The sequence below is a fragment of the Pseudomonas sp. NFACC46-3 genome, assembly GCF_900114515.1.
GTDB classification, from domain to species: domain Bacteria; phylum Pseudomonadota; class Gammaproteobacteria; order Pseudomonadales; family Pseudomonadaceae; genus Aquipseudomonas; species Aquipseudomonas fluorescens_Q.
The window spans coordinates 515,508-541,723 of sequence record NZ_FOTH01000001.1 but is presented as its reverse complement, the minus strand read 5'-3'; the positions used below and the strand labels follow the sequence as shown (position 1 = coordinate 541,723).

Annotated in this window: 28 protein-coding genes and 1 pseudogene; 8 read left to right on the top strand and 21 right to left on the bottom strand. The window is 57.2% G+C overall.

The features are described from left to right. Window positions 1–58 precede the first annotated feature (58 nt). The gene (locus tag BM300_RS02235) at window positions 59–349 is read left to right on the top strand and encodes a DUF3144 domain-containing protein (RefSeq protein ID WP_092142569.1); all 291 of its coding nucleotides are present in this window, start codon (window positions 59–61) and stop codon (window positions 347–349) included. A 167-nt stretch (window positions 350–516) separates the two neighbouring features. Here BM300_RS02235 and BM300_RS02230 read toward each other — a convergent pair whose 3' ends face one another. Next, complete coding sequence (locus BM300_RS02230; protein WP_092142566.1) at window positions 517–1,326, bottom strand: isocitrate lyase/PEP mutase family protein; 810 nt, start codon at window positions 1,324–1,326, stop codon at window positions 517–519. 683 nt (window positions 1,327–2,009) lie between these two features. Here BM300_RS02230 and BM300_RS02225 point away from each other — a divergent pair. Next, entirely contained in the window at window positions 2,010–2,564 is a 555-nt protein-coding gene (locus BM300_RS02225) for a DcrB/PsbP domain-containing protein (protein ID WP_092142563.1), read from the top strand. 226 nt (window positions 2,565–2,790) lie between these two features. Here the strand turns inward: BM300_RS02225 and BM300_RS02220 are convergent, their stop codons facing one another. The 15 genes and pseudogenes from BM300_RS02220 to BM300_RS02160 form a co-directional block, all read right to left on the bottom strand. Next, window positions 2,791–3,180, bottom strand: a complete 390-nt coding sequence (locus tag BM300_RS02220; RefSeq protein ID WP_092225400.1) for an acyl carrier protein — start codon at window positions 3,178–3,180, stop codon at window positions 2,791–2,793. 134 nt (window positions 3,181–3,314) lie between these two features. Next, entirely contained in the window at window positions 3,315–3,719 is a 405-nt protein-coding gene (locus tag BM300_RS02215; protein ID WP_092225402.1) for a hypothetical protein, read from the bottom strand. Window positions 3,720–4,430: 711 nt separating this feature from the next. Next, window positions 4,431–4,706, bottom strand: coding sequence for a cytochrome C oxidase subunit IV family protein (locus BM300_RS02210; RefSeq protein ID WP_092225404.1), 276 nt, complete (start codon window positions 4,704–4,706; stop codon window positions 4,431–4,433). Window positions 4,707–4,709: 3 nt separating this feature from the next. Continuing rightward, a complete protein-coding gene (locus BM300_RS02205) occupies window positions 4,710–5,330 on the bottom strand; it encodes a cytochrome c oxidase subunit 3 family protein (protein ID WP_170862001.1) in 621 nt (206 codons plus the stop codon). Beyond that, window positions 5,327–6,055, bottom strand: coding sequence for a hypothetical protein (locus tag BM300_RS30945; RefSeq protein WP_158265798.1), 729 nt, complete (start codon window positions 6,053–6,055; stop codon window positions 5,327–5,329). The genes BM300_RS02205 and BM300_RS30945 overlap by 4 nt, the downstream gene beginning before the upstream one ends. 590 nt (window positions 6,056–6,645) lie before the next feature. Next, complete coding sequence (locus BM300_RS02200; protein ID WP_092461870.1) at window positions 6,646–7,590, bottom strand: DUF7064 domain-containing protein; 945 nt, start codon at window positions 7,588–7,590, stop codon at window positions 6,646–6,648. A 102-nt stretch (window positions 7,591–7,692) separates the two neighbouring features. After that, window positions 7,693–8,766 carry a phosphotransferase gene (locus tag BM300_RS02195; RefSeq protein WP_092344513.1) on the bottom strand — a complete coding sequence of 358 codons (1,074 nt, stop codon included), beginning with the start codon at window positions 8,764–8,766 and terminating at the stop codon, window positions 7,693–7,695. A gap of 99 nt (window positions 8,767–8,865) precedes the next feature. Beyond that, window positions 8,866–9,147 carry a cytochrome C oxidase subunit IV family protein gene (locus BM300_RS02190; RefSeq protein ID WP_092461868.1) on the bottom strand — a complete coding sequence of 94 codons (282 nt, stop codon included), beginning with the start codon at window positions 9,145–9,147 and terminating at the stop codon, window positions 8,866–8,868. Between the two features lie 4 nt (window positions 9,148–9,151). Then, complete coding sequence (locus BM300_RS02185; protein WP_092344517.1) at window positions 9,152–9,805, bottom strand: cytochrome c oxidase subunit 3 family protein; 654 nt, start codon at window positions 9,803–9,805, stop codon at window positions 9,152–9,154. A gap of 117 nt (window positions 9,806–9,922) precedes the next feature. Further along, window positions 9,923–10,660 carry a hypothetical protein gene (locus BM300_RS02180; RefSeq protein ID WP_092142536.1) on the bottom strand — a complete coding sequence of 246 codons (738 nt, stop codon included), beginning with the start codon at window positions 10,658–10,660 and terminating at the stop codon, window positions 9,923–9,925. Between the two features lie 275 nt (window positions 10,661–10,935). After that, window positions 10,936–11,715 (bottom strand): methyl-accepting chemotaxis protein, encoded by a 780-nt coding sequence (locus tag BM300_RS31615; RefSeq protein WP_371914648.1) that lies wholly within the window; start codon window positions 11,713–11,715, stop codon window positions 10,936–10,938. Between the two features lie 78 nt (window positions 11,716–11,793). Then, window positions 11,794–12,633: pseudogene (locus BM300_RS31610) on the bottom strand (Tar ligand binding domain-containing protein); the annotation flags it as partial. Between the two features lie 115 nt (window positions 12,634–12,748). Beyond that, window positions 12,749–12,910, bottom strand: coding sequence for a rubredoxin (locus BM300_RS02170; protein ID WP_063321856.1), 162 nt, complete (start codon window positions 12,908–12,910; stop codon window positions 12,749–12,751). 13 nt (window positions 12,911–12,923) lie between these two features. Continuing rightward, window positions 12,924–13,814, bottom strand: a complete 891-nt coding sequence (locus tag BM300_RS02165) for a fatty acid desaturase (protein WP_092344521.1) — start codon at window positions 13,812–13,814, stop codon at window positions 12,924–12,926. Window positions 13,815–13,831: 17 nt separating this feature from the next. Beyond that, window positions 13,832–14,482 (bottom strand): TetR/AcrR family transcriptional regulator, encoded by a 651-nt coding sequence (locus BM300_RS02160; protein ID WP_092225416.1) that lies wholly within the window; start codon window positions 14,480–14,482, stop codon window positions 13,832–13,834. A gap of 417 nt (window positions 14,483–14,899) precedes the next feature. Between BM300_RS02160 and BM300_RS02155 the strand changes: the two genes are divergently transcribed. The 4 genes from BM300_RS02155 (at window position 14,900) to BM300_RS02140 (ending at window position 18,576) form a co-directional block, all read left to right on the top strand. Further along, window positions 14,900–16,159 carry an aromatic ring-hydroxylating oxygenase subunit alpha gene (locus tag BM300_RS02155; RefSeq protein WP_092225418.1) on the top strand — a complete coding sequence of 420 codons (1,260 nt, stop codon included), beginning with the start codon at window positions 14,900–14,902 and terminating at the stop codon, window positions 16,157–16,159. Further along, on the top strand, window positions 16,160–16,654 hold the full coding sequence (locus tag BM300_RS02150; protein WP_092225420.1) for an aromatic-ring-hydroxylating dioxygenase subunit beta: 495 nt from the start codon (window positions 16,160–16,162) through the stop codon (window positions 16,652–16,654). A 334-nt stretch (window positions 16,655–16,988) separates the two neighbouring features. Further along, window positions 16,989–18,224 carry an NAD(P)/FAD-dependent oxidoreductase gene (locus BM300_RS02145; protein ID WP_092344523.1) on the top strand — a complete coding sequence of 412 codons (1,236 nt, stop codon included), beginning with the start codon at window positions 16,989–16,991 and terminating at the stop codon, window positions 18,222–18,224. Window positions 18,225–18,255: 31 nt separating this feature from the next. Further along, a complete protein-coding gene (locus BM300_RS02140; protein WP_092412229.1) occupies window positions 18,256–18,576 on the top strand; it encodes a 2Fe-2S iron-sulfur cluster-binding protein in 321 nt (106 codons plus the stop codon). Window positions 18,577–18,691: 115 nt separating this feature from the next. Here the strand turns inward: BM300_RS02140 and BM300_RS02135 are convergent, their stop codons facing one another. From BM300_RS02135 to BM300_RS02115, 5 genes are read right to left on the bottom strand one after another with little or no spacing between them, the layout of a single operon-like run. After that, the gene (locus BM300_RS02135; protein WP_170861999.1) at window positions 18,692–18,964 is read right to left on the bottom strand and encodes a cytochrome C oxidase subunit IV family protein; all 273 of its coding nucleotides are present in this window, start codon (window positions 18,962–18,964) and stop codon (window positions 18,692–18,694) included. After that, the gene (locus tag BM300_RS02130; protein ID WP_092225428.1) at window positions 18,961–19,596 is read right to left on the bottom strand and encodes a cytochrome c oxidase subunit 3; all 636 of its coding nucleotides are present in this window, start codon (window positions 19,594–19,596) and stop codon (window positions 18,961–18,963) included. Before BM300_RS02130 ends, BM300_RS02135 begins: the two co-directional genes overlap by 4 nt. Further along, window positions 19,593–20,300, bottom strand: coding sequence for a hypothetical protein (locus BM300_RS02125; protein ID WP_092225430.1), 708 nt, complete (start codon window positions 20,298–20,300; stop codon window positions 19,593–19,595). The genes BM300_RS02130 and BM300_RS02125 overlap by 4 nt, the downstream gene beginning before the upstream one ends. Then, window positions 20,297–21,703, bottom strand: a complete 1,407-nt coding sequence (locus BM300_RS02120; RefSeq protein ID WP_092412225.1) for a phytoene desaturase family protein — start codon at window positions 21,701–21,703, stop codon at window positions 20,297–20,299. Before BM300_RS02120 ends, BM300_RS02125 begins: the two co-directional genes overlap by 4 nt. Before the next feature lie 26 nt (window positions 21,704–21,729). Beyond that, window positions 21,730–22,881 carry an acyl-CoA dehydrogenase family protein gene (locus tag BM300_RS02115; protein ID WP_203417420.1) on the bottom strand — a complete coding sequence of 384 codons (1,152 nt, stop codon included), beginning with the start codon at window positions 22,879–22,881 and terminating at the stop codon, window positions 21,730–21,732. Between the two features lie 143 nt (window positions 22,882–23,024). Here BM300_RS02115 and BM300_RS02110 point away from each other — a divergent pair, with 143 nt between their 5' ends. Together BM300_RS02110 and BM300_RS02105 are read left to right on the top strand one after the other, a co-directional pair. After that, window positions 23,025–24,473, top strand: a complete 1,449-nt coding sequence (locus BM300_RS02110; RefSeq protein ID WP_092412223.1) for an aldehyde dehydrogenase family protein — start codon at window positions 23,025–23,027, stop codon at window positions 24,471–24,473. A 74-nt stretch (window positions 24,474–24,547) separates the two neighbouring features. Next, complete coding sequence (locus tag BM300_RS02105; protein ID WP_092344531.1) at window positions 24,548–26,095, top strand: acyl-CoA synthetase; 1,548 nt, start codon at window positions 24,548–24,550, stop codon at window positions 26,093–26,095. Window positions 26,096–26,216 lie beyond the last annotated feature (121 nt).

The window sequence follows — 26,216 nt, the reverse complement described above, 5'->3', positions numbered from 1 at the left end:
AATCCTGCCGGCGGTTATGTTCCAATGACGCCCCTCATTTGCTTACCGGAGCTTTACCATGGCCGACGCTACGGACCACGCCTTCTATGACCGCGCAGACGCCCATATTGAGTTGTCAAACGAACAGCTTAAAACCTATGGAAACCTCGGTGAGATCAGCGCCTCGATGATGTTTGGCACATCACGTTTCAACGCATGGGCCAGTGCGCAGAACTTCAATTCCGGTGCCGAAATGGCCGATGCGAGGGAGGCATTGCTGAAGTATTTCTGTGATCAGTATCGGATGATGCTTGAGGATAATTTGGATGATCACATCAATAATTTCGGTCAGTACAGGCTGGGCAAGTAGGCCGTCGGGACGGAAACCAATAACCATACGCTGTGGGTCTCCTGAATCCTTCCCGTCAGCCCCTGGAATCGATCAGTGCAACACACGGGTTAGGTGGGGTATGGCCAGAAAAATCGTTGGCCCATCGGGCGAGTAAACGAATTGTGCCCCTCGTCCGCAGGACAGCATCACTCGGTTTTCACCGCCATCAAAGCGTTCAATTCGCCGTATGTGTGGGCTTTCAAGGTTTGGGTGTCGAGTTGGCCATTGTCCAGGAAGCTGCGGACCAATGCTCCCATGGCGCCGTGCAGAAACTCGGCGATGCTGGAGCCCGCGCTGAGTCGTCTGACGCCCAGGCGCTTCAATTCGTCAGGGGAGGGCAGTCCGTCCCGGGACAGCAGGTTGACGGGTAGTTTGGTCTCCTGACAGAGGGTGGCAATTTCGTTCGGATCGACCACGCCAGCGGCAAACAGGCCGTCCGCCCCGGCGCTGGCATACAGTGCGGTGCGCTTCAGGAGTTCCTCCAGGCGTTGTTCGGCGGGGAAAAGGTTCTTCAGGTAGACGTCGGTCCGTACGTTGATGAACAGCTTGACGCCCGCCTGGTTTGCCACCGTTCTCGCGACATCAATCTTGCGAACAAGCAGTTCTGGAGAGCCCAGGCCGTCTTCGATGTTGATCCCGACCGCCCCGGCGGCGATGACTGTGTTGATTACTCGGCCGACCTGCTCCAGGTCATCGGAGTAGCCGCCTTCGATATCCACCGTGAGCGGTACGCTGAGCACCCGTGCCATCGACTTGACGGTGGTGCTCAGGAGGTCGAGAGGCAACTTGTTGCCATCCTGATAACCGTGGGACCAGGCCATGGCCGCGCTGCTGGTCGCTACCGCCTTGCCGCCCAAGCTTTCGACGATGCGCGCACCGCCCGCATCGGCCACATTGGCCAAGACCAGCAGTCCGTTCTGATGCAGATTGTGAAAAGCGGTATCCAGTGCAGTCATGACAATCCAATTCCTTTGAAAGTTGTGCCTTTAGTGGCGAGGGACGGTGTGTTAGAGGCCGGTTGTGCAATGCACGTTGCTTAAGTATGGGGCATCTGTGACGTAAGCATGCCACTTCGGGGAGGGTTGGAGTTAAAAGCGCAAGGTCCGGCGGGGAGCGATCTACGACTCGCAGCTGCTTTCCAATACGTCAGCATTTCCTTGAGGTGATTTTCTGTAGGCGCAACAGCAGATTTACTCTCCATTGTGTCTTCTCCTCGGGTAACAACCGCATTGGGTCAGCAGGAGTAATAGTTCAATCGGTGGGCGCGCGCTTTTCTGAAGAGCGAAAGGAGCGCCATAGGTCCCACGACCCTCGCCCTTGCCTCTGAGCAACCGCCATGCATTGGAACCAGCAATAGGGGGACTATTTGTAAGCGCACGGGCAAACCGTCTTGCACGACTAAGCCGGACGCCACCTATGCGGTAGCAGCGCTGCAATCTCACTCGCCCGCTGCGTAGCGACCCAGCAAAGAGCCAGTTCTTGCGCCCCAGCGCCCGAGGCTGTATCTGGTTGTCGGGTAGTCAGACGCGGTCACCCGCGGCTGTGAACAACATCCTGGGCAAGTGAGCAGGCAAGTAAGCTAGGCTGTTCGCACGACTGGCCGTTGGTATTCGACGGCCTGAAAACAAAGGCGCTATCAATGTCGAAACATTTGCTGTTGGGCTGGACCCGTTCCTTGTGCGTGCTTGCTGCCTTGAGCGGCGCGGTCACCATGGCAGTTGCCGCCGAGCCTGAAAAAACCGCTACGGCGGCATCGGACACGCAATCGGTGTCCCTGGCAGGCGGCAAGCTGAAGTTCGTGCTGAAAGGTGTCGAGGCCCGTACCTTGAACAGCGAGAACGGCGGCACGATGTACTTCGATCCGAAAAGCGAGCGGGCCATCATCGTTACTGAAGGTCCGGCGCCGACTGCGGGCACTACCCCGGACGCTGCGTTTCGCCTTGCCGTGGATACCTTGAACGAAAAGCAGCAGGCCGCGTCACCCAACTTTCGCATGACTAGCGAGAAGACCATTCAGGTGAACGGCTTGAAGATGTACCGCTTGGACGGCACCGACGATTTCAACGGCCTGAAACTACTGATGGCCTCGTTGATGACGATGAACGATCAGGAGATCACCATCATCGAAGTGATGTCCAGCGTAAACGACCCGGCCGGCCATACCGCTGCGTTGAAGAACATTCTGGGCAAGTAAACCGCAGGTTTCCGGATGGTAGGCTGTCGGCTCCCGACGGTCTGCCCATCACATGGAGCCCGCATGATCTCGTGCGCAAAGCTTGCCCAACTCGGTGTCGTGCTCCCCGACCCGCCCGCGCCGCGACTACGTACCCGACGTGGTGCACCGCGGGGTGGTCTACGTCAGTGGCCAGCTGTTGCGCAAAGGCAATCTCACGATCACCGGTCCGGTGACATCCGCCACCTCACAAGACGATCTCAAGCGTGCCGACCGTGCATGCTGCGCGCACTGAGCGCGATCGATCAAGCCCTCGGGCTGGAAAATGTGGAGGCACAGGGGAAGGCGTATGTTCTATAGCTGCAGTTGCAAGTAGCGGTTGCAGGCCTCGGGATGCTCGCGCAGCAGGTGCTCGACCACACCGCCAGTCGAAGAGCAAGGTCTTGTTGAGGCCGAGGAACACCGGCTGGATTCGCTCGTTGAAGTCGAGGATCGCCAGGGAGGTCAGGCCGATCTCATGAAACGGCGCTTCATCGTGCAGCGATGCCGGGGCCAGTCCGGTGGCCTGCAGGAGCAGGTCGCGCACTAATTCCTTGAGCGCCGGCTTGAGCACGGCGTCTTCCCTGGATTGGATCATGTTCACCCCTTGAACTGACCATGGCGCAGCGTTCGGCGGATACGGGGCCGCCGACGCGAAGGCGCCAGGCAATGCGGACTTTCAATGGGGTTGAACGGCGACCGGCAAACTTCCGACCGCGGTCCGGCGAAGGTTTACAGCGTGATGTTGGGGGTGGGGTAGAACAAAATATTGAGTACGAAGAGGATCATCCAGAAACCGATTTCCAGTGTTTCGGTAATAGGCTGGATCTTCTTGATTGCGCCGTAGACATGCACAACGAACATCAGCGTGAAGACGACGAAAAGAATATCGAAGGCATAGCTGAAACTGGTGCCTGTGGTGGCCGAGCGCAACATCGCTACTTCAACGACAAGGATGAACGCACCGAGGCAACGACCGAAATAGATAGCCAGGTGTTCGTGTTCGGGGACGGTCCAGCGCATGAGCCGGGCCCATTGGAGCGGGGCGAAAAAGATGGGTAAGGCAAAGAAGAGGGTGGTCACCACCATCAGGGTTGTGATGTATTCCTTGCTGTATTGCGCATAGTAACCAAGCATTTAAGAACTCCTTGTCTCATCGGCGCATCTAGGCGCCCGGCAGTAATTATTATTGTTGTGACTGGCTGGTTTTGCGGCGTGAAGTATTGGGAGGGCTGACCAGAAGCGTCAATTGTACAAAGGCGCCTACTACCAAAGGCGCGGAGGGGGGTAGTACCACTCACACATTAAGTTTCGACGGATGGAAGTGGTATCTGGGTGGAGCTCACTGCGGCGACGGCGACTGGCGTTTGCGCGACGCGAAACAGGTAGTGTTGAGGATGAGCACAACTATGGCTTATAGGCGAAATCGCCCCACGCAAGCCTGAGGATCGCTTCCTCTCCGGCATGCGTCGCCTCTATCGCGTCATTAAGCTTGAGCAAGTTCGTTTGGACGGTGGTGTGAGAGGTCGGCGATTCTTGAACTCGCACTGAGTCGTCTAACGCCCAGGCGCTTCAATTCTTCGGGGGAGGGCAGTCCGCCCGGGACAGCAGGTTGACTGGCTGTTTGGCTTCCTGGCAGGTGGTGGCCATTTCGTTCGAGTCGACCGCGCAGGCTGTCCAGCCTTACTCCTCCACGCCTGGCCCATGGTCCCGTTCGCGCTGGCGAGAAGGACGACCAGATTCTGGCTAAACAGGGCTGAACCAAGGCGCATATCGCGATTCTGTGTTCGCAGGTCATGATCTGAAGAATGGGTCAGACTTTTCGAGCAGAGCGGTCATTGGCGCGCGTCACGCCAACAGCGGAGCAAGGAAATAGGGCGCGAGGATGACGACGGCCACCAGCACCGTCCAGCTTTCGAACAAGAGCCGCACCCGCCAGGGGGCGTGATCCAGTTCCATGAAGTGGAGCAGGACCATACGCACCTTCCAGGCGGCAATCAATATCGTCGCGATCGTGGCGGTTGCTGCGGTGACGCTGTCTTTCGACAAGCCCCAGGTCGTGACGATTGTCGCGATGCTCAGCAACAACCACACGCTGGTCACCCATCGTTGTGCGCGGTCCATGTATTACCTCATGAGATAAAGTAGCGGGAAAAGGATGATCCAAAGCAAATCGACCATGTGCCAGTAGATTCCCATGCTCTCGATACCAACCAGGCTGCTGTCTCTGGCGTATGTCCCCGCCCGAGCGTGTGCCCAAAATACGGCAAGCGCTACGCAGCCGGCGACGACATGCAGGAGGTGGATGCCGGTCAGCGCGAAATAGAACATGAAGAAGTCGTTGGTCAGCATGGTGTAGCCGGCCTGAATCTTCCCCATGTATTCAAAGATTTTCGAAATGCCAAACGCGATGCCGCTGGCGAGGGCGGCCGCCAGCCACGGACCGACCGCGGTGCGCCGGCGCGCCGCCTGGACGGCGCGGACCATGCACCAGGAACTGGTCAGTAAGATCAGCGTGTTGCCTCCTCCAAAGTGGAGGTTTAGAGCCTGACGTGAAGCCTCGAAGGTGCCAGGATTCTTTAAGCGCTCGACCATGAATGAGCCGAACAGCAGCGCGAAGATCATCATGTCCAGGCCGACGAATACCCAGATACCTTCCAAACCCGGCAGGCGACGGACTTGTGGCGTGCACATGGGGGGCGAGATGAGCCTGGCGGTAACACGCTGGCGTGACGGAATTAACTTCAATTCTTCCCCCGATCTTCCGCTTCGAGTCGCAGCAAAGCCTTCCGGGTCAACGGCACAAGGCAAAAGAGGTAGACGAAGAACGTCACGAACACGAGCCAGAAGGTGATCAGGCCGTGCCATGCAAAGATGCCGGTGGTCAGGAAAGGAATCAGTAGGACCGAGATGAAAGTTGCGCAGGTGAAGAAACCCAACCACGCGATCCAGGATGGGAATAGGGGCTGCTCCCGCTTGTCCATCAGCATGCAGATGCCAATGGCGCACCACTCGATCGCAAAGATCACAAAGGGTGGATCGAACATGAACCAGCCTAGGTCGTAGAGCATCTGGATCTCCCCATCGGAGCGGCTGTCGGGCCGAAAGGCGGCGGTCATCCAGTAGAGTGCAGGCAGCATCAAGGTCAACATGGCAGCTACGCCGCTAGTACGCACCACCTGCGAGAGAACGCTCATGGAGTCCGTCAGGATGCGTTCCATGATTTTGGCCATGACCGCAGTCCAGGTCAGGTAGAAGGGCATACAGACGAACATGACCATCATGCCCACTCGAATACCGAAACTATTATCTCGGAAATAGCTGCTGATTTCGCTTGCGCTGAGGTAGGCCGGAGGCGGGGGCCAGAAGCCCGCGAATACAGCAAACCCAAGTAGTCCACCAAGCGCGACGATCAGAACAGAGTAGTTGCACAGATGCAGGATTCGGTAACTTGCCGAGCGTTCGGTCGTCATCGCGAGAGGTCCTTTTTTATGGCGAATAGTCAGTTTTTCTTGTGTTGGCGAAAGCATCATAGAGTTTGTCCGATCAATTTCTCGAGGAGTTCGTTGGTTTAGGTGTAGGTCGGCCCGATTATTGGCGCTCGCTTTTCCACGTCCCGAACAGCTGCGGCGGGTAAGGCAGCAATTGTCGAACAGTCACCCGCTCGGTCGGTTGCGCCCAGCTCGCACCAGCGCTCCTGGTACGGCACAACCTGCTTCGTCCCGAAGCGGCGAGTAAGGTGGCGCAGGGATCGAGTTCGTCGTTCATCCGGTGGGGGCGGTAGGCGTCGAGCATGGGGTCTGGTTACGCGAGTGAGACTGCATCTAGTCGATACCACGAAAGCTAGCCATCTCCGCTGCGTGGCCAATCGTCGGTTACGACGATTTGGTGTAACAGCGCTGGATTGTTTGCTGATAGTTCGAAAATATGCGGCGCCAACACAGGTGGTTGACACGGTATCTGCTAACTACCCATGAAAAACCCACTATCCAGCGCTGGTAAGCATCCCCTTGTTGGGTGATCCTGCTGTTATGTGCAAAAACTCTATTTACAGCCCTGGTTCTTAGCTTTCGCTTTGACGCAGATAATCAAGATAAGCCTTCGACCAGCCCATTTCGACGTGACCTACACCTGGTTCACCATCAATCTCCACAATCATCGAACCCTCGTTAAGGGTGTACAGGGGGCTGACTTCGAACTCAAACAAGGCAAATAGCTTGGTACGCGCGGTGGTGACGCGTCCGGCTGCATCTTCGATAACAAAGGCCATCTCGGTGTGATAAAACATCGGGTCTAGCGTGAAGTCGACCCGCACGTCCGTCACCTGCTCAATGCGTCCCTCTTTCTGGATGTATCCCATGAAGCCAGTGCGGCCAACAGCCATGTACTGAAAGACATTCAAGGCCACATCGGGGCCCGCCTGAGCTTCGAGCCACTTCGACTGCTGCACTTGCCCCCAATCACGCGTCCCCCACGAGTGGTCACGATGACCAAACGTCTCGAAGGGAATCGTGCGCTCGCCAAGGCGAAGCACGCCCTTTACGCGCCCACTTTGCTCAAAACGGTCTGTCGCCATCCAGGTCGGACATCCTTCCGGGCTGGAGCCGTAGTTGTAGGCTGGGTGCATCGCTTCGAACTGGTATTCGATACTGGCTTTCTGGCCGGAGTAGTGAACTTCCGCAGACTCAAGCGGTAAGCGATGGCGGACTTGGACATCACCCACGTGCCAATCGTCAAAATCCATATCACTGGGTACAAGAATACCGTCGCAAATCTCAAATATGGGCTCTTTGCCCACGCCGGAACCGTAAACGCTCAGGGCGGCGCCTGCTTTATTGTCCCCGCTCACCCAGGTGTAAATGAAAGCGGCGATGTTTTCCTCGGCAAGCTGCAACATGAAAACCAGCGACTCGCGCGCATGGGATTCGTTACCTAATTTATGACGGAGGTCGTGTTCCGGTCCTAGGGAAAATGCTGCTGTTGAAGACTTATTACCTACCTTGTTCATGTCCACTCCTGATTATTATCGTATTTACAGGGCAGCGCCTTGCTACAGAATGCTGCCTGTCCGGACGTATGACGCAGCTCTCGACGGATGCTCACTTCAGTTTTAGTTGAAGAGTGCTTCTGCATTCAGCTCGAGAACATGCGCGCCGTGACGCTCCAGCGAAGCTTTGTACATAGCTAAGCCGCGCTCATTCTGTTGAACTAGCATGGAAGTACCCACCGCCATGAAAAAGCCGTACAGGGCATGCAGGCGGTAGCCATCCCAACAGGCTTGCCAAGAAAAGTCCCTTACTCCCATGGCAAGCAGCTGTTCGTGGTAGTCACGGATTAACTCTTGCTCATGGCGCTGGCGGAGTTTCGTGGAGAGGCCGGCTCCGAGATAAAACGCTGCGTCGACCATCGGTGACCCTAAGCGCACCGTCTGCCAGTCAACAACTATCAATGGCGAATGGTCGCTATCGTGACCGAAGAGCATATTGTCGAGCCTGTAATCACCATGCTGTATGACTCGGGGGCCGTCCAACCTACTAATGTATTCGACTGAGCGAGGCACTACGCGCTCCGCCAGGCGAATCAGCTCGGGGTCGATAAGGGGCGCGAAGGTTTTGGAAAACCCATCCAGAGTACCAGGGAAGAGAGAGAACAAGCCCACGGTGCGTCGCTGGTCCGCGAGCCATGGCAGATCCAGGAGCGATGGGTCGTTCCAGCGAGGTTCCTGTAACCTGACAAGTTGTTGTAGCGCGAGACGTGCTTGCTCGACGGTTCCTCCCTCAATGACATTGCCCACACTGTAGGCACCAAGATCCTCGAACAGCAAAGTGAACCAGCCTTCGGTCGGGTCGAACTCTGCGAACCAGCAACGTGGCGTTCTGATTTCAACGGTGCGACTGATTTGCTGATAAAAGCGTACTTCGGCTTCATACACTCCCATGGCAACGCCCGTTTGACGACTGGTCTCACTTACGGAAGCCAGTTTGGCAATAATGGTATTGGGGGCAAATTCATCGGCTCCCTCATAAGTAGGCGTCAGGCGTACGACAGAGCCCAATTGCCCTGTGCCAACGGTCTCCACCGTAAGATTGGACACATGTCCTTTTGTAAGCGCACCGGCCTTGGTAAGGGTGTCCGTTAACCAAGCTGGGGTAAACTCTGCAGGGTTGCGAATGATAGGTTTCATGTTGCCCCTTCAATTTGTGCGTGATCGGTTGGGTCGGTGAGGCGTATAAATAAACGCTTTGGATTGCTTTTTTTTACTGGGGTGTTGGAGGTGAAGTGTTTAATCTTGGCCTAGGCCGAGTCCAATAAATATGATTGTGGAAACAAGCAGCAGCCAGCCATCAAACGCTAATTTCCATGGCAGTGCCATGTTCTTGATCTGCATGAATTCCCGCATGACTAGCCTGCATTTAAATGTTGCAATGGCGATCATGATCAAGCGGCTCTTACTACTAGTGAACGCACTGCCAAGCGTGCTGCCCGAGAAATAAAAAGTCGCTAGCGTGGCCATTATCAGAAGCAGCCAGACAAAAGTTTCGCGAGATGGGAATGAGTAAATCATCTTGCTATCTCATGATGTAGAGCAGGGGGAAGATTATAATCCACAGTAAATCCACCATGTGCCAGAAGGTGGCGGAGCTTTCAAGTCCGTGAACGCCCGATGAGCCATTTTTTATGCGAAAAAACATGACGATTAGAACAATTGATCCAATGAGTACATGCATAAAATGCAGGCCGGTAATCATGTAGTAAAACATGAAAAAGTCGTTGGTGAGCATGCTTATGCCGGCAGACAGTTTTTCTTTGTACTCTAGGATCTTTGAAATCGAGAAAGCCAAGCTGCACGCTAGGGTCAGGAGAATAAACACCATGCAGGTGCGCCGGTTCAGCTTGGACAGGCTACGTATGGCCAATACGATAAACCATGAGCTGGTTAAGAGAATGAGCGTGTTGAAAATTCCCGCATTTACGGATAACGATGATTGAGATTGAATGAAGCTGTCAGGATTTTTGGCTCTTTCATAAAAGTAAGAGCAGAAAATAATCATAAATAACATCATGTCCATCAGGACAAGGATGAACACTCCTTCCTCGCCAGGGGCGTGCTTGTTTTCTGTTCGAGTAGGAATAGTTTCATGTTGCTCTGGGCGAGAGCTGTGTAGTGCTCCGAGCGGGTAGTTGGACTGTCTGTTTTTTACTTTCTCAATGCTGGCAACCATTTCAAATCGCTCTGTTATGGAAGTTTGAAGCCCAATTGCACGCCCGCGAGTGTGCAATAGGACGGTCGCTCTATCATTTTTTGCAGGGAATCAATGGCGCTCGGTAAACAATTGCAGTCAAGCGATGCCAATAGAATCCTGCTCGATGCGCTTAATGGCTTTCAGTACATAGTGAGTGGCGATGATGATCCATATAAAGAAATCAAACAGGCCAACGTAGTAGCAAAGTAGACCGTTCCACGCGAATGGGCCTGTCCGGAAGAATGGAATTAATACTGCCATAAGGAACGATAGGCCCATGGCAATCGAGAACCATCCCAGCCATTTGGGGAATAGCGGTCTTGGGTTTTTATCAATTAGGCACAGGCAGCCAAATGAAACAAACTGGGTGACGGATACCATGACTGTGGTGTCAAACCACAACCAAGAGTAATCGGCCAGCAATTTTATGTCTTGTGCTGTCTTCAGTTCGGGGTCATAGGCGGATGCCTCCCAGCCTACGCATGAGGCCCAGGTCGCCACTACAGTGCCGAAAGCCCCCATTAATTGTATGAGGGAAAGCGTGCCATTCGGGCCTTCGACATATTGCATGGTTCTAGAAACTGCACTGCCCCATATGTAATAGAGGGGGGTGGATAGGAGTATCATTAACATGCCGATTCGGATGCGGAGGCTGTTGTCAATATAGTATTGATGGGTTTCATCTACGCTAAGGCTCTGTGCGGGAGGCGGTAAAAAGCCCGCAACTCCAGCCCAGGCTATAAGGACGATAATGCAGTATAGGTAACCTGCCCAGCCGCACCAGCGCCAACTTGTGAAGTGGGGGCGTTGGGGGATGTTGTATATGGATTTCATGGTTTTTCTCCGATGGCTATGCGCTTGTTGTATTTGTTTCATGAAATTCAGTATGCGGTCTGTCAGGGTGAATATAGTTTCGCGGAGTTTGCGTCGGTCGGAAGACGGTCTGCATCGTCAAAAAGTCCAGGCAACGAGGTCGGCGCATTTCACTAGATTCGGTAAGTCTTCTTCAGGCATTCCCTGAGCGATGAATCGCGAACACTGTTATTTAGGTATTATCTTCTCCCCCTGACGTCCACCCGGCGTCGTCGAAATCGACGAATTAACGGGGGTCAGACCTTGAACTGATTAATGGCCTGGCGCAGGTCAGCAGCGGCACCGTCCAAACTGCGGGAGACCGCTGCGGCGTGTTCGCCGGTGCTGCAATTTTCCTGGCTCATCTGCGCCACCGCCTCGATCCGTTGGGCGATTATCTGGGTGGTGCGGTCCTGCTCGATCAGTGCCAGGGAAACCGCGCTGATTCCCTCCGATACCAGGCTGGCACTCTGCAGGATCTCGTTCATGCTGGCCGCCGCGTTTTCCGATAGCGCCTGGCTTTCGCGAGTGCGGCTGGTCACTATGGCCATTTCCACGACGGCCTGGCGGGCGGAGGCCTGCATGGAACTGACCATATCGCGGATCTCCTCGGCCGAAGTGCGCGTGCGCTCGGCCAACTGGCGTACCTCATCGGCCACCACGGCGAAGCCACGGCCCTGCTCGCCGGCCCTTGCTGCTTCGATGGCGGCGTTAAGGGCGAGCAGGTTGGTCTGTTCGGCAACCGCCTTGATCACCTCGACGATGGTGGTGATGCGATCCGTTTCGTTGCCCAGTGCGCTGATAGTCTCGCTCGCTCGGCCGACCTGGCGCGTCACCTGGTCGGTTTCCTCTGCTGTGCGGCTGATTGCCTGCGCGCCACAACCGGCGGCGTCCGCAGCATCCTGGGCTCGGGCGTGAGCATCGCGGGTACTGGCATTGATCTGGCCGATGGAGGCGCTCATCTGTTCGATCGCGCTGGCGATGTCTGTGGCTGCTTCGTTCTGCTGCACCGAACTCTTGGCCACCTGTTTAGCCATGGTGCTGGTCTGTTGGGCCGTTTGGTCGATGCGATTAGCGCCGACCATCACTTCGAGCAAGGCAGTCTGCACCCGTTCGAGCAAGGCGTTGAATGCGCTGGCGGCTTGCGCCACCTCGTCGCGGCCATGGTTAAGTGCACGGAGGGAAAAATCGTTGCTGCTGCGCACCTGTTCGAAGGTCGAGCGCAACTGATGCAGCGGATTGACCACGCTGCGTACGATCAGGGCGGCGAGAATACCGAGGATCAGCATGGTGGCCCCTAGTACGCTGGCGATCAGGCTGTTGGCGGTGGCGATTACCGACTCGCCGCCAGCCTGCGCCTGCGTGGCATCGGTGACTCCGAGCTTGAGCAGTTTCTCCAGCGGCTCACTGGAGGCGTGGATCGCCGCTGCCCAGGGTAGGGTGTTAGTTACCAGCTCCAACGAGCGAATATGTACGTCGTCCCAGCTCTTCGCTTGAGCGAGGGTCTCGCAGATTTCGGTCTGCACTTGGTCGGCGCTTTGGAATTCGTTCCACAGCGCGCTGAATTCCTGCCACAGGGCCTGCTCTTCAATGCTTTTGGTCTGGGTATCGTAGGCTTTGAACGCCAGCTCGGCCTGTGTCAAGGCTTGGCGGTGGCGCGTGAGGATGTCGTTGAACAGGTCGTGGGCCTCGGCCAGGGCGTCGCTCTTGTCGCTCATCGAGTCGAACGCCTCGGGGCGCCAACTGGCGCCCTCCTGCATGGCGGCGATGGAGATCAGTCGCGCGTGACGCAGAGATGCCAAGGCATCAACGGCACTTAGCGCGCCGCTGACCTCTTCCATGCTGTGGCCGGCATTGTGGATACCGAGCCGGCTGGCGGTCCCTACGACGGCGAGGCTTGTGATGAAGCAGAACATCAGAAAGTACAGCTTTGCACGCACGGACAGATTGCGCATATGACGCTCCTTGGCTTCTGGCGGATGCTTCTGGGCAGCTTGGAGGGCGTAGGGGAGTCTCATTCAACGCATTTGTGCAGGTACACCGGGCCAAAGTGGCCCGGGCGATGATGAGTCATACAATCTCGAAGTAGTCCGCCTTGCCGGCTCCGCAGTCCGGGCACATCCAGTCGTCAGGGAGGTCTTCCAGCGGGGTGCCGGGAGGGATGCCGTTGTCCGGATCACCAAGACGCTCATCGTAAATGTGTGAGCAGAAACTGCATTGCCAACGTTTCATGGTCGGCTCCTCTTCAGGTGGCCAGATGGATGACGGGTTGAATGGCGAAGCCATGCTGAATCTGCAGGTTGCGCTGTCGTAGCTCCGGCTCCAGCAGCTGCCAGGCCTTCACATGCTGATACGCGGGCATGGTCGGGAACAGGTGATGAATCAGGTGGTAGTTGTGGTACTGACACAGCGGCGTCAGCAACCACTCGTGGCCCAGGCGCATGGAAGTAGCCAGGGTCAAGTCCTGCTCGGATTCCACGTCGTCCTTGACATGGGGCAGCCAGAAGAACACGCAGCCCACCAAGATGAAGACCAGGCGCGAGGGGATGAACCACAACAGCAGCACATGCATGCCATAACCCAGGTAGGTCAACGCCGCGACTATGGCCAGGGTGATCGCCGCATTGAGCAGTGTGCCGCGCAGGTGGCGCATGGCGATCGGATCCCGGTTTTTCATGATGAATAGCAGGTAACCAATTTCCAGCATGGACCAGCGTGCCGGCAGGCTCCACCAGGGGCCGTGCATCCAGTTGTCGGGATCTTTCGGGCCATTGGTGAAACGGTGATGCTGGATGTGCGCCCAACGGAAAATTCCCAAGCTGATCTGCGGTGCGAAGGTGGCCATGCCGATATGGCCAAACAGGTCGTTGAGCTTCTGATTCTTCGCCGCTGAACGGTGAATCGAGTCATGGGCCACAGTGAACTGCCAGTACATCAGGAAGGTATTGAGCAGGCAGGTCCAGCCTAGGTTGAAGTAGCCGAGCACGGCCAGGATGTCGGCAACAATCACGCCGCCGGTGGAGGCGATCAGCAGTCCAAGCACCATGGGGGAAGCGCCGGGGACACGGCACAATTTTTCGAGGGCCGCGCGCTTTTCCAGGGGGACGGTAAAGCGAGCCAGGGCATTGATAGTCACAGGTCTTCTCCTCTACATCAGCTATGCGACGACTGGCTAGTCGGTGGCTGCGGGTTTTTTGTTGGGGGGGCGATATCGCCTGCGTGCAGAAAACTGTCGATCAGCGGCCATGCCATTTCGCGCAGAGACAGGCCATGCACCAGCTGGTTAGCCGTGTGCAGAGAGAGCATCCCGTGCAGCAGGCTCCATAGACCGTGGGTAAGTAACAGGGCATTGCCATGCAGGCGTTTCTGGTCAATGGCGGTCTGTACCAGATCGACGCACGAGGCGAAAAACTCCCAGCGTTCTGTCAGCAGCGGTGGGTATTCGGTGAGATCCGGCTGAGTGTCAGAAAAAATGAGCCGGTATTTGGCTGGTTGGCTGCTGCCAAACGCCAGTAACTCCCGAAGCGTCGAGCGGATGCGTTCGATCGGATCTCTTTCGTCATCGCTGGCCGGCATTGCGGCGGCCTTCAGCTCCAAAAGGCATGCGCGACGCATCTCGGCGACCAGGGCTTCCTTATTGGCGAAGTAGCGGTAGCCGACGGTGTGGCTTAGTCCCACCCGCTTGGCGATCCGACGCAGGGTGACGTTGTCCATACCCTCTTCCAGGTACAGCTCCAGGGCTCCTCGCACCAGGGTCTGGCGGAGGTTCTCGGTTTCATCGGCTGAGTAGACTGGGCGGGCCATGGATCATCGTGTTCAGTGGGGTGTGGGGCCAAATTAACAGCATTTTTCAGTATTGTTAACTGTGTAAAAATAACGTTGTTAATCTTTGAGAGCCGCTGATCTGCTGCTATCTATCTGAATAAAAAAGTGATTTCGCCTGCTTGCCGGTTTCGGCAGGTGTTTGAAAATCGTCGAATCCGACGAGCGGGAATGTAGGGTGTGCTCGACCCTGGCGCCCTTGGTTTTCTGGGCGAATGCAGGAGCGTGAGTCGTATTGAAGAGGTTAAGAAACGGGTCGTTCAATTAAGCAGTTAGTCGGCAGCGACTGGACTGTCTGGTGCGGGTGTTGGGGAATTCGTCGAAAACGACGATCTGGGGTTTCGGGGACATCGATACAGTGCCGGCTATCGAGTCTTCACTCCCCTTCAGAGGTTCGCGATGACGACATTAATTCCCACCCGTAACTGGGATGACCTGGTCCAGCATGACCGCGTGCATGGCTCGGTCTACACCGACGAAGAGCTTTTCCAGCTCGAGTTGGAACGGATCTGGTACCGCACCTGGGTTTACGTTGGCCATGTCAGCGAGGTTCCCAAGCTCAACGATTTCGTGGTCAAGTCGATCGGCCCGCAACCGGTGATCATGACCCGCGACGGGGAGGGGCAGATCCATCTGCTACTCAACCGTTGCCCGCATCGAGGCAACCAGGTGTGCCTGGAGCATGCGGGTAATCGCAAGTCATTCACCTGTCCCTATCACGGTTGGACCTTCTCCAATACCGGTAGCTTGCGCGGTTATCCGTTCGCGGCCGGCTACGAAGGCACCGACCGAAGCACTCTGGGCTTGGGCAAGGTGGCGCGCATCGGCATTTACCAGGGCTTTGTGTTCGGCAGCATGGCCGTGGAGGGGCCGACGCTGGAGGAGCACCTGGGGGCTGCCCGTGGCGCGCTCGATGCGCTGGTGGTGACGTCGCCCGAGGGTGAGGTGGAAATCACTGCCGGCTTCCTGCAGCACAAGGCCAAGTCTAACTGGAAGTTCATCGTCGAGAACGAGACCGATGGTTACCATCCTCAGTTCGTTCATGCCTCGATCTTCGATGTCGCCTCCAGCGGTATCGGCGATCTGTACAGTGCTGACTCCACTGCCGTGGCCCGGGATATGGGCGGTGGCCACACCGAGATCGACCTGCGACCAGAGTTCCGCCGCATCGGCCAGCCCATGGGCTGGTTTGGCACCACCGAAGCACGCCTGCCCGAGTACGTGAGCAAGATGCGTGAAGCATATGGCACCGAGCGCGCCAACGAAATCATGATCGATGGCACGCCACACATCATGATCTTCCCCAACCTGTTCATCGCCGAAATCCAGATTTTCGTGATCCAACCGCTGGCGGTCGACGAGACCGTGCAACACGTCACCGCGCTGCAGTTCAAGGGCGCGCCCGATCTCAATCGGCGCCTGCGCCAGCAGACAATGGGCTCGGTCGGGCCGGCTGGTTTCCTGCTCGCCGACGACTCGGAAATGTACGAGCGCACCCAACGTGGGGTTCGCAGCCGCAATCCGGAGTGGAACTACCTCGGCCGCGGCCTGGCGCGTGAGCGCCGCGATGCTGACGGCTTCCTGATCGGTGACGCTACCGACGAAGTGACCACACGTGGCATCTGGAGCCACTACCGCTCCCTGATGGAGGCGCAATAAATGGGCAGTGCAGTTATCCCGGAAAAAAACCTGATCGTCGAAGTTAGCCAGTTCCTCTACCGCGAAGCCCGCCTGCAGGATACTCACGAGTACGACGACTGGGAGGCTCTATGGACCACCGACGGTGTGTACTGGGTGCCGGCCAACGGCGATGACATCGACCCGGAAACGCAGATGTCGATTATCTATGACAACCGCTCGCGCATCGCCCTGCGGATCAAGCAGTTCCATACTGGCAAGCGCCACACTCAGTCTCCGCGCTCGCGCCTGGGGCGGGTGCTGTCCAACGTCGAGATCATCGAGGCCAGTGGTGACGAGATTCGGGTGGCGGCTAATGCCATGGTCTTCGAGTCCAACCTGCGCGCCGACACCGTGTGGTGCACCCGCAACGAATACCTGCTGCGTCGAGAAGAAGGCGGCCTGCGCATGGCGCGCAAGAAAGTGGTCTTGGTTAACAACGACAAGGCCCTTTTCACCCTGTCTTTCCTAATCTGAGTTCGTCTTCCATGAGCAGTATGGAATGGCGCAGGTGCTGGGGCTGCACGGCGGCGGGTTGAGGGCGGGTCATCAATGTCGGTTACGAGGCCTGGGAGGCGTGCTGGGGCTGCTACCAGTGCGTCATGCAGTTGCTGCCTGAAGCCCCTTCCTGCGCCGGGCAGCCCCGTTGTTCAGGCGGCTCGATCAACCAGGCGTGAGCCCGTTGCTGACCCCTGGATGGCAGGTAAGGGAGCCGCCACGAGTTCGTCGCAAACGACGATGTGCGGCTTCCGGCGGCGGGCGAGCATGACTGAAAAATGCAAGCCATAGTCATCTCGAAGAGAGCCGCCCCATGTATCCACAGAACGAAACTGCCGTCATTGTCGGCGCCGGTCATGCAGGTGCCGAACTGGTGGCTACGCTGCGTCAGAACGGCTATCCCGGCCGGATTATCCTGATCGGCGATGAGCCCGAGCTTCCTTATCGGCGCCCGCCGTTGTCCAAGACCTACCTTTCCGGTGAGGCGAGCCGCGAGTCGTTGCTGATTCGCAGTGCGGCCGCGTACGACAAGTTGCAGGTGGCGTGCTGGACCGGCGTGCAGGTCTGCGCCATCGACCGCGAGCGGCGGACCGTCACGCTCAGTGATGGCCGGACTCAGGCCTATGACAAGCTGGTGCTGGCCACCGGCGGGCGGCCGCGTCGCCTGGAGGAGCCGGCTGCGCAGAAGCCCAATGTCCATTACATTCGTAACCTGGCGGATATCGAACGGTTACAGCCGGACTTCGTCGCGGGCAAGCGTCTGCTGGTGATCGGCGGCGGTTACATCGGTCTGGAGGCCGCTTCGGTCGGGATCAAGAACGGCCTGCAGGTCACCGTCCTGGAGGCGGCGCCACGGGTGCTGGCACGGGTCGCGGCTCCGGAGATTTCCGCGTTCTACGAGGGCGTTCATCGCCGCCGGGGCGTGGATGTGCGTACGGAAACCAGCGTGCAGGTATTCCAGGGTGCCGAGCGAGTGGAGTCGGTGCAGCTAAGCGACGGCAGTGAGTTGCCGGTCGACTTGATCATCGTCGGCATCGGAATCTTGCCCAATGACCAACTGGCCCGTGACGCCGGTCTGGAGATCGACAACGGCATCGTCGTCGACTCTTACGCGCAGACCCTTGATCCAGACATCCTGGCGGTTGGCGACTGCGCCCGACACGTCAACGGTTTCCTCGGCTGTCTCATCCGCATCGAATCGGTGCCGAGTGCCCAGGAGCAGGCGCGCACGGCCGCTCATACGATCTGTGGCAAGAACCTGCCACACATCGCCGTACCCTGGTTCTGGTCCGACCAATTTGATCTCAAGCTGCAGATAGTCGGCCTGTCCCAGGGCTACGACCAACTGGTGCTGCGGGGCGATATGGCTGCTGAATCCTTCTGCGCCTTTTACCTGCGCAAGGGGGTGGTGTTGTCCGTCGACGCGGTCAACCGGCCGCAGGACTTCATGGTCGGCAAGCGTCTGGTTGCCGAGCGGGTTCAAGTCGATCCACAAGTGCTGGCGGACGAAAGTGTTGACCTCAAGTCGTTACTTGCCGCAGCGCTCTGACGTCGTTGCCAGAACAGTAGGAAGTAGAACTATGCCGAAAGTCATTTTTATCGAACATTCTGATGTGGTGCACAGCGTTGAGGCCGAGACAGGCCGCTCGCTGATGCAGATCGCCGTCGACAATCTGGTGCCGGGCATCGACGGCGAATGCGGTGGGGCCTGCAGCTGTGCAACCTGCCATGTGTATGTCGATCCCGCCTGGCAGTCACTGTTGCCGGCGCGCAGCAGCGACGAAACCTTCATGCTGGAAGGCGCCTTCGAGGTCAATGAGAGCAGTCGCCTGGGCTGCCAATTGAAAATGTGCGAGGAGTGGGATGGGCTGGTGGTCAGGATTCCAGTGAGCCAGGGTTGATGTGCAGACTTCCTGTAAGTCTGCCTCAGCAAGCGAGGCTACGAAGTTGAATGGATTGATCTAACACACTTTACGATCACGAAGACTGACGGCCTGGCGGTAACCATGGTTGCACCTAGATGGCATAGAGTGCGATTGCTGCACCGCCAGTCAGTCCGATCCAGGCCATGAAAATGCGGCGCAGTACCCGAGAAGCCCCGCGAAGCTCCATGAAGTCCATGCCGATGTAATAGACCTTGATGAAGGCGATGGCTATCGCAATGGAGGACGTCAGGTGTTCGCTGGTGGCGGAAAAAGGATGGCTGGTACTCAGCCACCAGGTAGCGCAGGTGGCTAATACCAGAGAGAGCCAGACGATGGTCACATGTTGCTGCGAAGAAGCACTCATGCGATGCATACCAAATAGAGCAGCGTGTAGATGAGGATCCACAGCAGATCGACCATATGCCAGTAGACCGCCGAGATTTCGACAAAGACGCGCTCATCGCTCCAAGGCGCTTGGCTGTGACATCTGCTCCACCAGAGGCTGAGCAGGCATACGCCAATCAGAACGTGCAATAAGTGGATGCCAGTCAGAACGAAGTAAAAGGTGAAGAACAAGGCGCTTGTAGGTGTATGCCCATTGGCTACTTCAATGCTGTATTCGATTGCCTTGAGGCTGGCGAATCCTAACGCGCAGACCAAAGCGCCTAGTATCAGGCGGCCGGCGCGGACGGTATGACCGCGACGCTGTGCGCCCACAGCGAGCGCAACCCAGTATGAGCTGAGGAGTAGGATGAGTGTGTTGATGCCACCGATGCTCTGAAACAGACTGCCTGCATCGTTTGAAAAGGCACTACGATCTTGGCGGTTGTTCCAAAGGAACGTCAAAAAGAGGGCACCAAAAATCATCATGTCACCGAAGATGAATACCCAGATTCCCGCTTCGCCAGGGTGGTTGTTATCGGTGGCATGCGACGGTTTACCCTCTATGGGCATTGCGACGTCGTTGCAGAGAAAGTCCGGGACCTGAGAGGTCATGCAGAGGCGCTTTCCATTTTGGCGAGGGCAATGATTTGTGCATTGGCGTGTTTGATTGCAACGCCCATGCCTACCAGGAATACCGCGTAAGCCCCCAATGCCAACCAGAAGACGAAGATCCCGTTCCAGGCGAATGGTCCGCTCATGAAGAAGTAAGCGAGTACGTCAGGTACAAAGGCCAGTGCAACCCACAGATTGAGGAACCCTGCCCAGCGTGGAAAAACTCTGTGGGGGGCGCTGAGCACTGCCGTGCCGATGGCAATGTTTTGGATCATGAAAGGTATGATCCCCGTGAACAGCAACAACCAAGCGATATCGTTCAGTGTTTGATACTCCTCGGGTGTTCGATCGGTACGAAAGGCGATGGTCGCCCACAGTAACTGGGGGAGGGTGTTAAGTATCACGGTAACTGCGCCGGCAATCATCTGGGTAAAACTGAGCAATGGGTAACGACCTTCCATGCGCAACATGTGCATTGAGATAGCAGCCAACATGGGAAGCATCAGTCCAACCCCTACGGAAGCAATGACAAAGCCCATCTTCGTCACCGTCGCATCGTCGATGAAGAACGCGGCGACTTCTATAGCGCTGGTTGAGGGGCCTAGGGGGAGTGGCAGTATTCCTGCGATCAGCCACCCGAGACAGGTAACAACTAATGCGGCAGTACCGCTCCAGGCGCTGATGCTGAAAACGCGCTGGTTCATAGTGCTTCCTTAGGACTACTGCTGGTGTGGTCAACAGCGTGGGATTGTGGGATGGGTTGTGATACGGCTTTTGCATGTTCTTGTTGTTGGGGCTCGAGCGCCGCTTGTGCTACTTGCCAGGGGTATGCTCGTTCAATCTTGGCCGCTACCAGAATGGCAGTTTCGGCACAGGCGGTCGTTGCCGCGCTACCCCATTCTTTGACGCCATCACCGACGTTCCAGAGGTTCGCAATGGGGGTTTCATTCGGCAAGTCCGCGCCAGCCATGGCTCGTTGCGCGGGCCACTCGTCGCGGGTCACTACCACGTCCAAAATGCGTGCCTGCGCGAAGCCAGGGAACTCGTCTAGCAGGTCGGCTTTCAGGAGTTCTATTTCATTGGTTTCATTGAAGTCACCGGTGCAGGGTTGCGGTACGCTGGCTCCGCAGTAAACATGCCAGTTTGGCGGCGAGTTTTCCGGACAGGTTTGCGTGAAATTCGCTGCGTAGCAGAGCCTCCGGGTGGAGCTGAAGCAGGCAAATCCTGGGAAACTGGCCAGGGGCGTAGTACTGGCAAAGTAAATCGTGATGATAGCGCTTGGCTGGTACTGGCGCTTTACCGTAGTGATGTAGTCGGCGGGAAGGTTTGCGTCCCCGCACAGGCCAAGGGTTGCCTGTGGCCCTATGTCACTCACCGTCAGCTTGGTTGTCAGTTGCCGTGGGATTCCATCGCGATTGACCGTTGCACCGTTCACTGTGCCGTCGGCTGCAAAACTCAGTTGCTGTACTTGCGCGTTCAACCAAATCTCGCCGCCGTGACGTTTGTAGGACGTGAGGAGTTCCTGCCATACCGTTACAGTTCCACCAGGAGGGAATCCGAATTGCTTGAATGCTCCTTTGGTCGTCAGGTAGTGCAAAAAAAGATCGGCGGGTAACAGGTGTGGTGTGGTGGCAAAGATTGATCCAATGAAGTTGTGAAGTAGACCCAGGACCGTCGGATTGTTGGTGAAGCGTGTAACCCAGGCATGACTGGACTCACCTGTGCGGGGCTGGAGTGGTGGGATAACGTGGAGAGCAAGCCGCAGTAGCTTTATAGCGACACGGTTTGCCATGCCAGGAAGGCCCGCCGAGATGTTTATATCCTTGCCTGAGACCCGGCAAACTATACCCGGCGAGGGTTGACGCACTATCAACCGTGCGCCAACTTCTTTGAACACCTCTTCAGTTTCTGTACCTATTTCAATCCCGAGCGCCCCGGTATTCACGGCGAAGCCATCTTTGTAACGAGTCGATGCGCGGCCTCCGACTTCGCCGAGACGCTCCACGAGCAATGTGCGGTAGCCGCGCTTTGCCAGCAGTGCTGCGGTAAACAGACCACCGGCACCCGCGCCAATGACTAAGGCGTCAAATTCTAGGTTATCCGACATCATTGTCTCCTTGCGCCAAGGGGGCGTTACAGGCCGCGGCCGATGATTTCCCTGAGGATCTCGTTGGAGCCAGCGTAGATGGGTTCGATGCGTGCATCGATGTACATGCGGGCAATCGGGTACTCGAGCATATAGCCGTGGCCGCCGAACAACTGCAGGCAGCGGCTGATGATTTCGCATTGCTGCTCGCTGATCCACCACTTGCTCATCGAGGCAATGTCGGCGGTGATGGTGCCATCTAGATAGCGTTCGACGGCGAAGTCGGAGAACACCCGGGCAATAGTGGCCACGGTCTTGATCTCGGCCAGTTCGAAGCGCGGGTGTTGTAGATCGATCAGGCGCTTGTCGAACATGGTGCGGTCGTGGGCATAGTCGCGGGTCACGCGGAAAGCGCGTTCCATGACGGCGGCGCAGTTGATGCCGGTCAAGGTGCGTTCGTAGGTGAGGTCCTGCATCATCTGGTAGAAACCGCGGCCTTCGACGCCTCCGAGCAGCGCGCTTTCGGGCACCTCGCAGTCTTCGAAGAACAGCTCGCAGGTGTCAGAGCCGTGCAAGCCGATCTTCTTCAGGCGTTGGCCGACGCGAAAGCCCGGGTTGTTGGTTTCAAAGATGAACAGCGAGACGCCCTTGGCTTTTTGCTTGGGGTCTGTTTTTGCCGCCAGCACCAGGATGTCGGCAATGGAGCCGTTGGTGATAAAGGTCTTGGCACCGTTGATGATGTACTTGTCGCCCTGCTTGATGGCGCGGGTGCGCATGTTCTGCAGGTCGGTGCCTCCGCTGGGTTCGGTCATGCCCATGCCGGCAATCAGTTCGCCGCTGGCCAGGCCTGGCAGATAACGCTGTTTCTGCTCTTCGCTGCCGTAGCGTTCGATGTAGTGGGCGGCGATCACATGGATCTGCTGGCCACAGCGCCAACTGGTATCACCGGCCAAGCACAGTTCTTGGGCCAGTACCGCTTCGTGGGCAAAGGTGCCGTCGGAACCGCCGTACTCGCTGGAGATGTCCGGTAGCAGGATGCCGGCGGCACCGGCCTTGAGCCAGACTTCGCGGTCGGTGGCGCCCTGTTCGTACCAGCGCTCCTGATTGGGGGTAACTTCTTCGGCGGTGAAACGTCTGGCAAGATCTTGCAGCGCCAGAAGCTCTTCGTTCATCCAGCGCGGTTGGTAACTGTCGATCATAGGAATGTCCATGCTTTGCTTTGGGCTGATGCCTGCATGCTAGGCAAGGGGGGATTGTTCAGTGTCGTCGTTTACGACGATTTCCATCTTCGAAGCGTTGGCGATGATGAGGGTCAGTCAGTCCTACACCAGAGAGTTGCGCCATGTCCGCTGCCCCGGCACCGATCTTCCCTACCGAGACACTGACGCCGCAGTTGGCGGCGGATATCCAGCGGATATTTGCGATTCAGCGCCAGACGGCACTAAGCCTGCGCAGCTCCACTGTCGAGCAGCGCATCGCCAAGCTGAGACGCTTGCGTGAGGTCCTGATGATGCATCGCGAAGCCATAGTCGAGGCCGCCGGGAAAGATTTCAAACGGCCACCGGTGGAGGTCGATTTCACCGAGCTGATGCCGGTGATCATGGATATCTCGGACTATTGCAGGCGCCTGAAGAAATGGCTAAAGCCACGCCGTGTGCGACAGTCGATGATGATGCTGGGAACTCGCGCCTGGGTTCGCTATGAGCCGCGGGGGCGCTGTCTGATTCTGGCGCCATGGAATTACCCGGTAACGCTGACCCTGGGGCCGCTGATCCCGGCCATTGCCAGTGGCAATACGGCGATGATCAAAACCTCGGAGATTGCACCAAACCTGTCGGCGGTATTGGTAAAAATCATTCGTGAAGTGTTCGATGAGTCCGAAGTGGCTGTGTTTGAGGGCGATGCCAGTGTGGCACAGGCGCTACTCGAGCTACCCTTCGACCATGTTTTTTTCACCGGCTCGCCGTCGATTGGCAAGGTGGTGATGACCGCTGCAGCCAAGCATCTCACCAGTGTCACCCTGGAATTGGGCGGCAAGTCGCCGGTGGTGGTCGACCAGAGCGCTGACATCGAGCTTGCGGCCAAGACCATCGCCTGGGGCAAGTTCATCAATGCCGGGCAGACCTGCATCGCGCCAGACCACATTTATGTTCACAGCAGCATCCGTGCGCAGTTTGTGCAGCGCGTTTGCGCTCACCTTGACACCTGGTACGGCGAGGGACTGGCCGCCATGGATGCTGAACTGTCACGGGTTATCAACGTGCGTCACACCCAGCGTGTGGCCGACCTGATCGACGACGCCAAGGCCCGCGGTGCGCGGCTGATTTATGGCGGAGCAGTGGATGTCGGCGCGCATTTTGTTTCGCCGACGTTATTGGGGGACGTACCTGATGACGCGCGGATCATGCAAGAAGAAATCTTCGGGCCGGTGTTGCCAATTATCGCTTTCAATCATCTGGATGAGGTGATCGAGCGCATCAACGCAGCGCCCAAACCGCTGGCGTTGTATATCTGGAGTCGCGACCCGGCCAGTGCCGATGCGCTGATTGTCCGTACCAGTGCTGGCGGTACTTGTGTCAACCACATTGCCGCACACTTTCTGCACCATAACCTGCCGTTTGGTGGAGTCAATAACTCCGGCATCGGCAGTTACCATGGCGAATGGGGCATTCGCGCATTTTCCCATGAGCGCGCCATCGTCAAGACGCAGGTGCTTTTGGCGACTATGTTCTTTCCGCCTTACAAGCCACGAGTGCGCAAGATACTCGGCTGGATACTCAAGCATCTGTGAACCACTGCATAACAACCATAATCGTGTGCAGCCACACGAGCGTAAGCAATGCCAACTGTCAAGAGGCCGCTGCAATGAGCGACAAGCAACCCCAACTGTACCCAGGCGTGCATGCAATGCGTACGCCGGAAAAACCCGCCGTGATCATGGCTGAAACAGGCGCCACGCTGACCTACGCCGCACTGGATACCTATGCCAACCGGCTCGGCCGCCTTTACCAGTGGTTGGGTCTGAAGCCAGGTGATCACGTGGCCTATTGCCTGGAAAATCGCCTGGAGTGTCCAGCAGTACAGTGGGGAGCGCATTATGCTGGCTTGTATTACACCTTTATCAGTACGCGTCTGACTGCTCTCGAGGCGGCCTATATCGTGGCTGACTGCGAAGCCCAGGTACTGCTGGTCAGTGCCAAGACAGCACCAGCGATCCTTGATGCCGTGCGCGCCTTGCCAAGGCCACCGCAGATCTACAGCCTCGACCCGGTGCCTGGCGTCAAGCTATTCGATGACGCGTTGTCAGCGTTCGATGGCAGCCCCATTCGTGGTGCCGTGGAAGGTAGCGAAATGCTCTATTCCTCGGGTACTACTGGGCGGCCAAAGGGGGTGAAGCCGAACCTTACCGGTTTGCCTTTGGGTAGTACGGCGGTAATCGCAGGTCTTATGCAGCGCGGTTTTGGTGTTAACGAAGAGTCGGTGTATTTCTCTTCATCGCCTTACTATCACGCCGCGCCAATGAAGTGGGGGCAAGGCATGACCATCCTGGGTGGTATCCTGGTGCTGGCGGAGAAGTTCGACTCCGAAAACGCCCTCAAAGCCATTGAGCGCTACCTCGTCACCCACAGCCAGTGGGTGCCGACCATGTTCCACCGCCTGCTGGCGCTGCCGCAGGAAGTGCGTGAGCGCTATGACCTGTCGAGTCAGAAGGTTGCGGTGCATGCGGGGGCTCCATGTCCGGTACCGACCAAGCAGGCGATGATCGAATGGTGGGGGCCGATCCTCGCCGAGTTCTATTCCTGCACTGAAAGCATCGGTTCCACCATGGTCGATAGCAAGACCGCGCTGGCGCGTCCCGGCACTGTCGGTCGCGCCATTCTCGGCGAGCTGCATATCGTCGGTGAGGACGGTCAGGAGTTACCGGTGGGTCAGGATGGCTTGGTGTATTTTGCCAACGGCCCGCGCTTCAGCTACCACAAGGACCCGGAGAAAACCGCCGAGGCCTACAATGCGGCCGGCTGGGCCACGGTGGGCGATATCGGACATGTGGATGCCGATGGCTTCCTGTACCTCACCGACCGCAAAAACAACATGATCATTTCCGGTGGGGTCAACGTGTACCCGCAGGAGACCGAGAACGTACTGATCACTCACCCCAAGGTGTTCGACGTCGCGGTGATCGGCACGCCTCACCGTGACTTTGGTGAGGAGGTGCGCGCGGTGGTGCAACTGGAATCGGGCGTGGAACCTTCCCCTACGCTGGTCGATGAGCTTATTGCCTACTGCCGCGAGCACTTGTCGCCGATCAAGTGTCCGCGGGTGATTGACTTCGCCGAGAGCTTGCCGCGTGAGCCCAACGGCAAGCTGCTCAAGCGCCTGCTGCGTGACGAATACCGTGCCCGGTTAGCCTGAGCACCGTGCCATAACGAAAAAGGCCGCCCAAGGGCTAATGCCAGTCAGTCAAGGATCACATGACACAAAACCTGTGGGAGCAAGCTTGCTCCCACAGGTTTGAGGCTTAACTGATCGGCAT

Excerpts from the sequence above, each read along its gene's own strand:
- BM300_RS02235 (WP_092142569.1), top strand. The coding sequence starts at position 59 with ATGGCCGACGCTACGGACCACGCCTTCTATGACCGCGCAGACGCCCAT.
- BM300_RS02230 (WP_092142566.1), bottom strand. The coding sequence starts at position 1,326 with ATGACTGCACTGGATACCGCTTTTCACAATCTGCATCAGAACGGACTG.
- BM300_RS02225 (WP_092142563.1), top strand. The coding sequence starts at position 2,010 with ATGTCGAAACATTTGCTGTTGGGCTGGACCCGTTCCTTGTGCGTGCTT.
- BM300_RS02220 (WP_092225400.1), bottom strand. The coding sequence starts at position 3,180 with ATGATCCAATCCAGGGAAGACGCCGTGCTCAAGCCGGCGCTCAAGGAA.
- BM300_RS02215 (WP_092225402.1), bottom strand. The coding sequence starts at position 3,719 with ATGCTTGGTTACTATGCGCAATACAGCAAGGAATACATCACAACCCTG.
- BM300_RS02210 (WP_092225404.1), bottom strand. The coding sequence starts at position 4,706 with ATGGACCGCGCACAACGATGGGTGACCAGCGTGTGGTTGTTGCTGAGC.
- BM300_RS30945 (WP_158265798.1), bottom strand. The coding sequence starts at position 6,055 with ATGACGACCGAACGCTCGGCAAGTTACCGAATCCTGCATCTGTGCAAC.
- BM300_RS02200 (WP_092461870.1), bottom strand. The coding sequence starts at position 7,590 with ATGAACAAGGTAGGTAATAAGTCTTCAACAGCAGCATTTTCCCTAGGA.
- BM300_RS02195 (WP_092344513.1), bottom strand. The coding sequence starts at position 8,766 with ATGAAACCTATCATTCGCAACCCTGCAGAGTTTACCCCAGCTTGGTTA.
- BM300_RS02190 (WP_092461868.1), bottom strand. The coding sequence starts at position 9,147 with ATGATTTACTCATTCCCATCTCGCGAAACTTTTGTCTGGCTGCTTCTG.
- BM300_RS02185 (WP_092344517.1), bottom strand. The coding sequence starts at position 9,805 with ATGGTTGCCAGCATTGAGAAAGTAAAAAACAGACAGTCCAACTACCCG.
- BM300_RS02180 (WP_092142536.1), bottom strand. The coding sequence starts at position 10,660 with ATGAAATCCATATACAACATCCCCCAACGCCCCCACTTCACAAGTTGG.
- BM300_RS31615 (WP_371914648.1), bottom strand. The coding sequence starts at position 11,715 with ATGGCTAAACAGGTGGCCAAGAGTTCGGTGCAGCAGAACGAAGCAGCC.
- BM300_RS02170 (WP_063321856.1), bottom strand. The coding sequence starts at position 12,910 with ATGAAACGTTGGCAATGCAGTTTCTGCTCACACATTTACGATGAGCGT.
- BM300_RS02160 (WP_092225416.1), bottom strand. The coding sequence starts at position 14,482 with ATGGCCCGCCCAGTCTACTCAGCCGATGAAACCGAGAACCTCCGCCAG.
- BM300_RS02155 (WP_092225418.1), top strand. The coding sequence starts at position 14,900 with ATGACGACATTAATTCCCACCCGTAACTGGGATGACCTGGTCCAGCAT.
- BM300_RS02150 (WP_092225420.1), top strand. The coding sequence starts at position 16,160 with ATGGGCAGTGCAGTTATCCCGGAAAAAAACCTGATCGTCGAAGTTAGC.
- BM300_RS02145 (WP_092344523.1), top strand. The coding sequence starts at position 16,989 with ATGTATCCACAGAACGAAACTGCCGTCATTGTCGGCGCCGGTCATGCA.
- BM300_RS02140 (WP_092412229.1), top strand. The coding sequence starts at position 18,256 with ATGCCGAAAGTCATTTTTATCGAACATTCTGATGTGGTGCACAGCGTT.
- BM300_RS02135 (WP_170861999.1), bottom strand. The coding sequence starts at position 18,964 with ATGAGTGCTTCTTCGCAGCAACATGTGACCATCGTCTGGCTCTCTCTG.
- BM300_RS02130 (WP_092225428.1), bottom strand. The coding sequence starts at position 19,596 with ATGACCTCTCAGGTCCCGGACTTTCTCTGCAACGACGTCGCAATGCCC.
- BM300_RS02125 (WP_092225430.1), bottom strand. The coding sequence starts at position 20,300 with ATGAACCAGCGCGTTTTCAGCATCAGCGCCTGGAGCGGTACTGCCGCA.
- BM300_RS02120 (WP_092412225.1), bottom strand. The coding sequence starts at position 21,703 with ATGTCGGATAACCTAGAATTTGACGCCTTAGTCATTGGCGCGGGTGCC.
- BM300_RS02115 (WP_203417420.1), bottom strand. The coding sequence starts at position 22,881 with ATGATCGACAGTTACCAACCGCGCTGGATGAACGAAGAGCTTCTGGCG.
- BM300_RS02110 (WP_092412223.1), top strand. The coding sequence starts at position 23,025 with ATGTCCGCTGCCCCGGCACCGATCTTCCCTACCGAGACACTGACGCCG.
- BM300_RS02105 (WP_092344531.1), top strand. The coding sequence starts at position 24,548 with ATGAGCGACAAGCAACCCCAACTGTACCCAGGCGTGCATGCAATGCGT.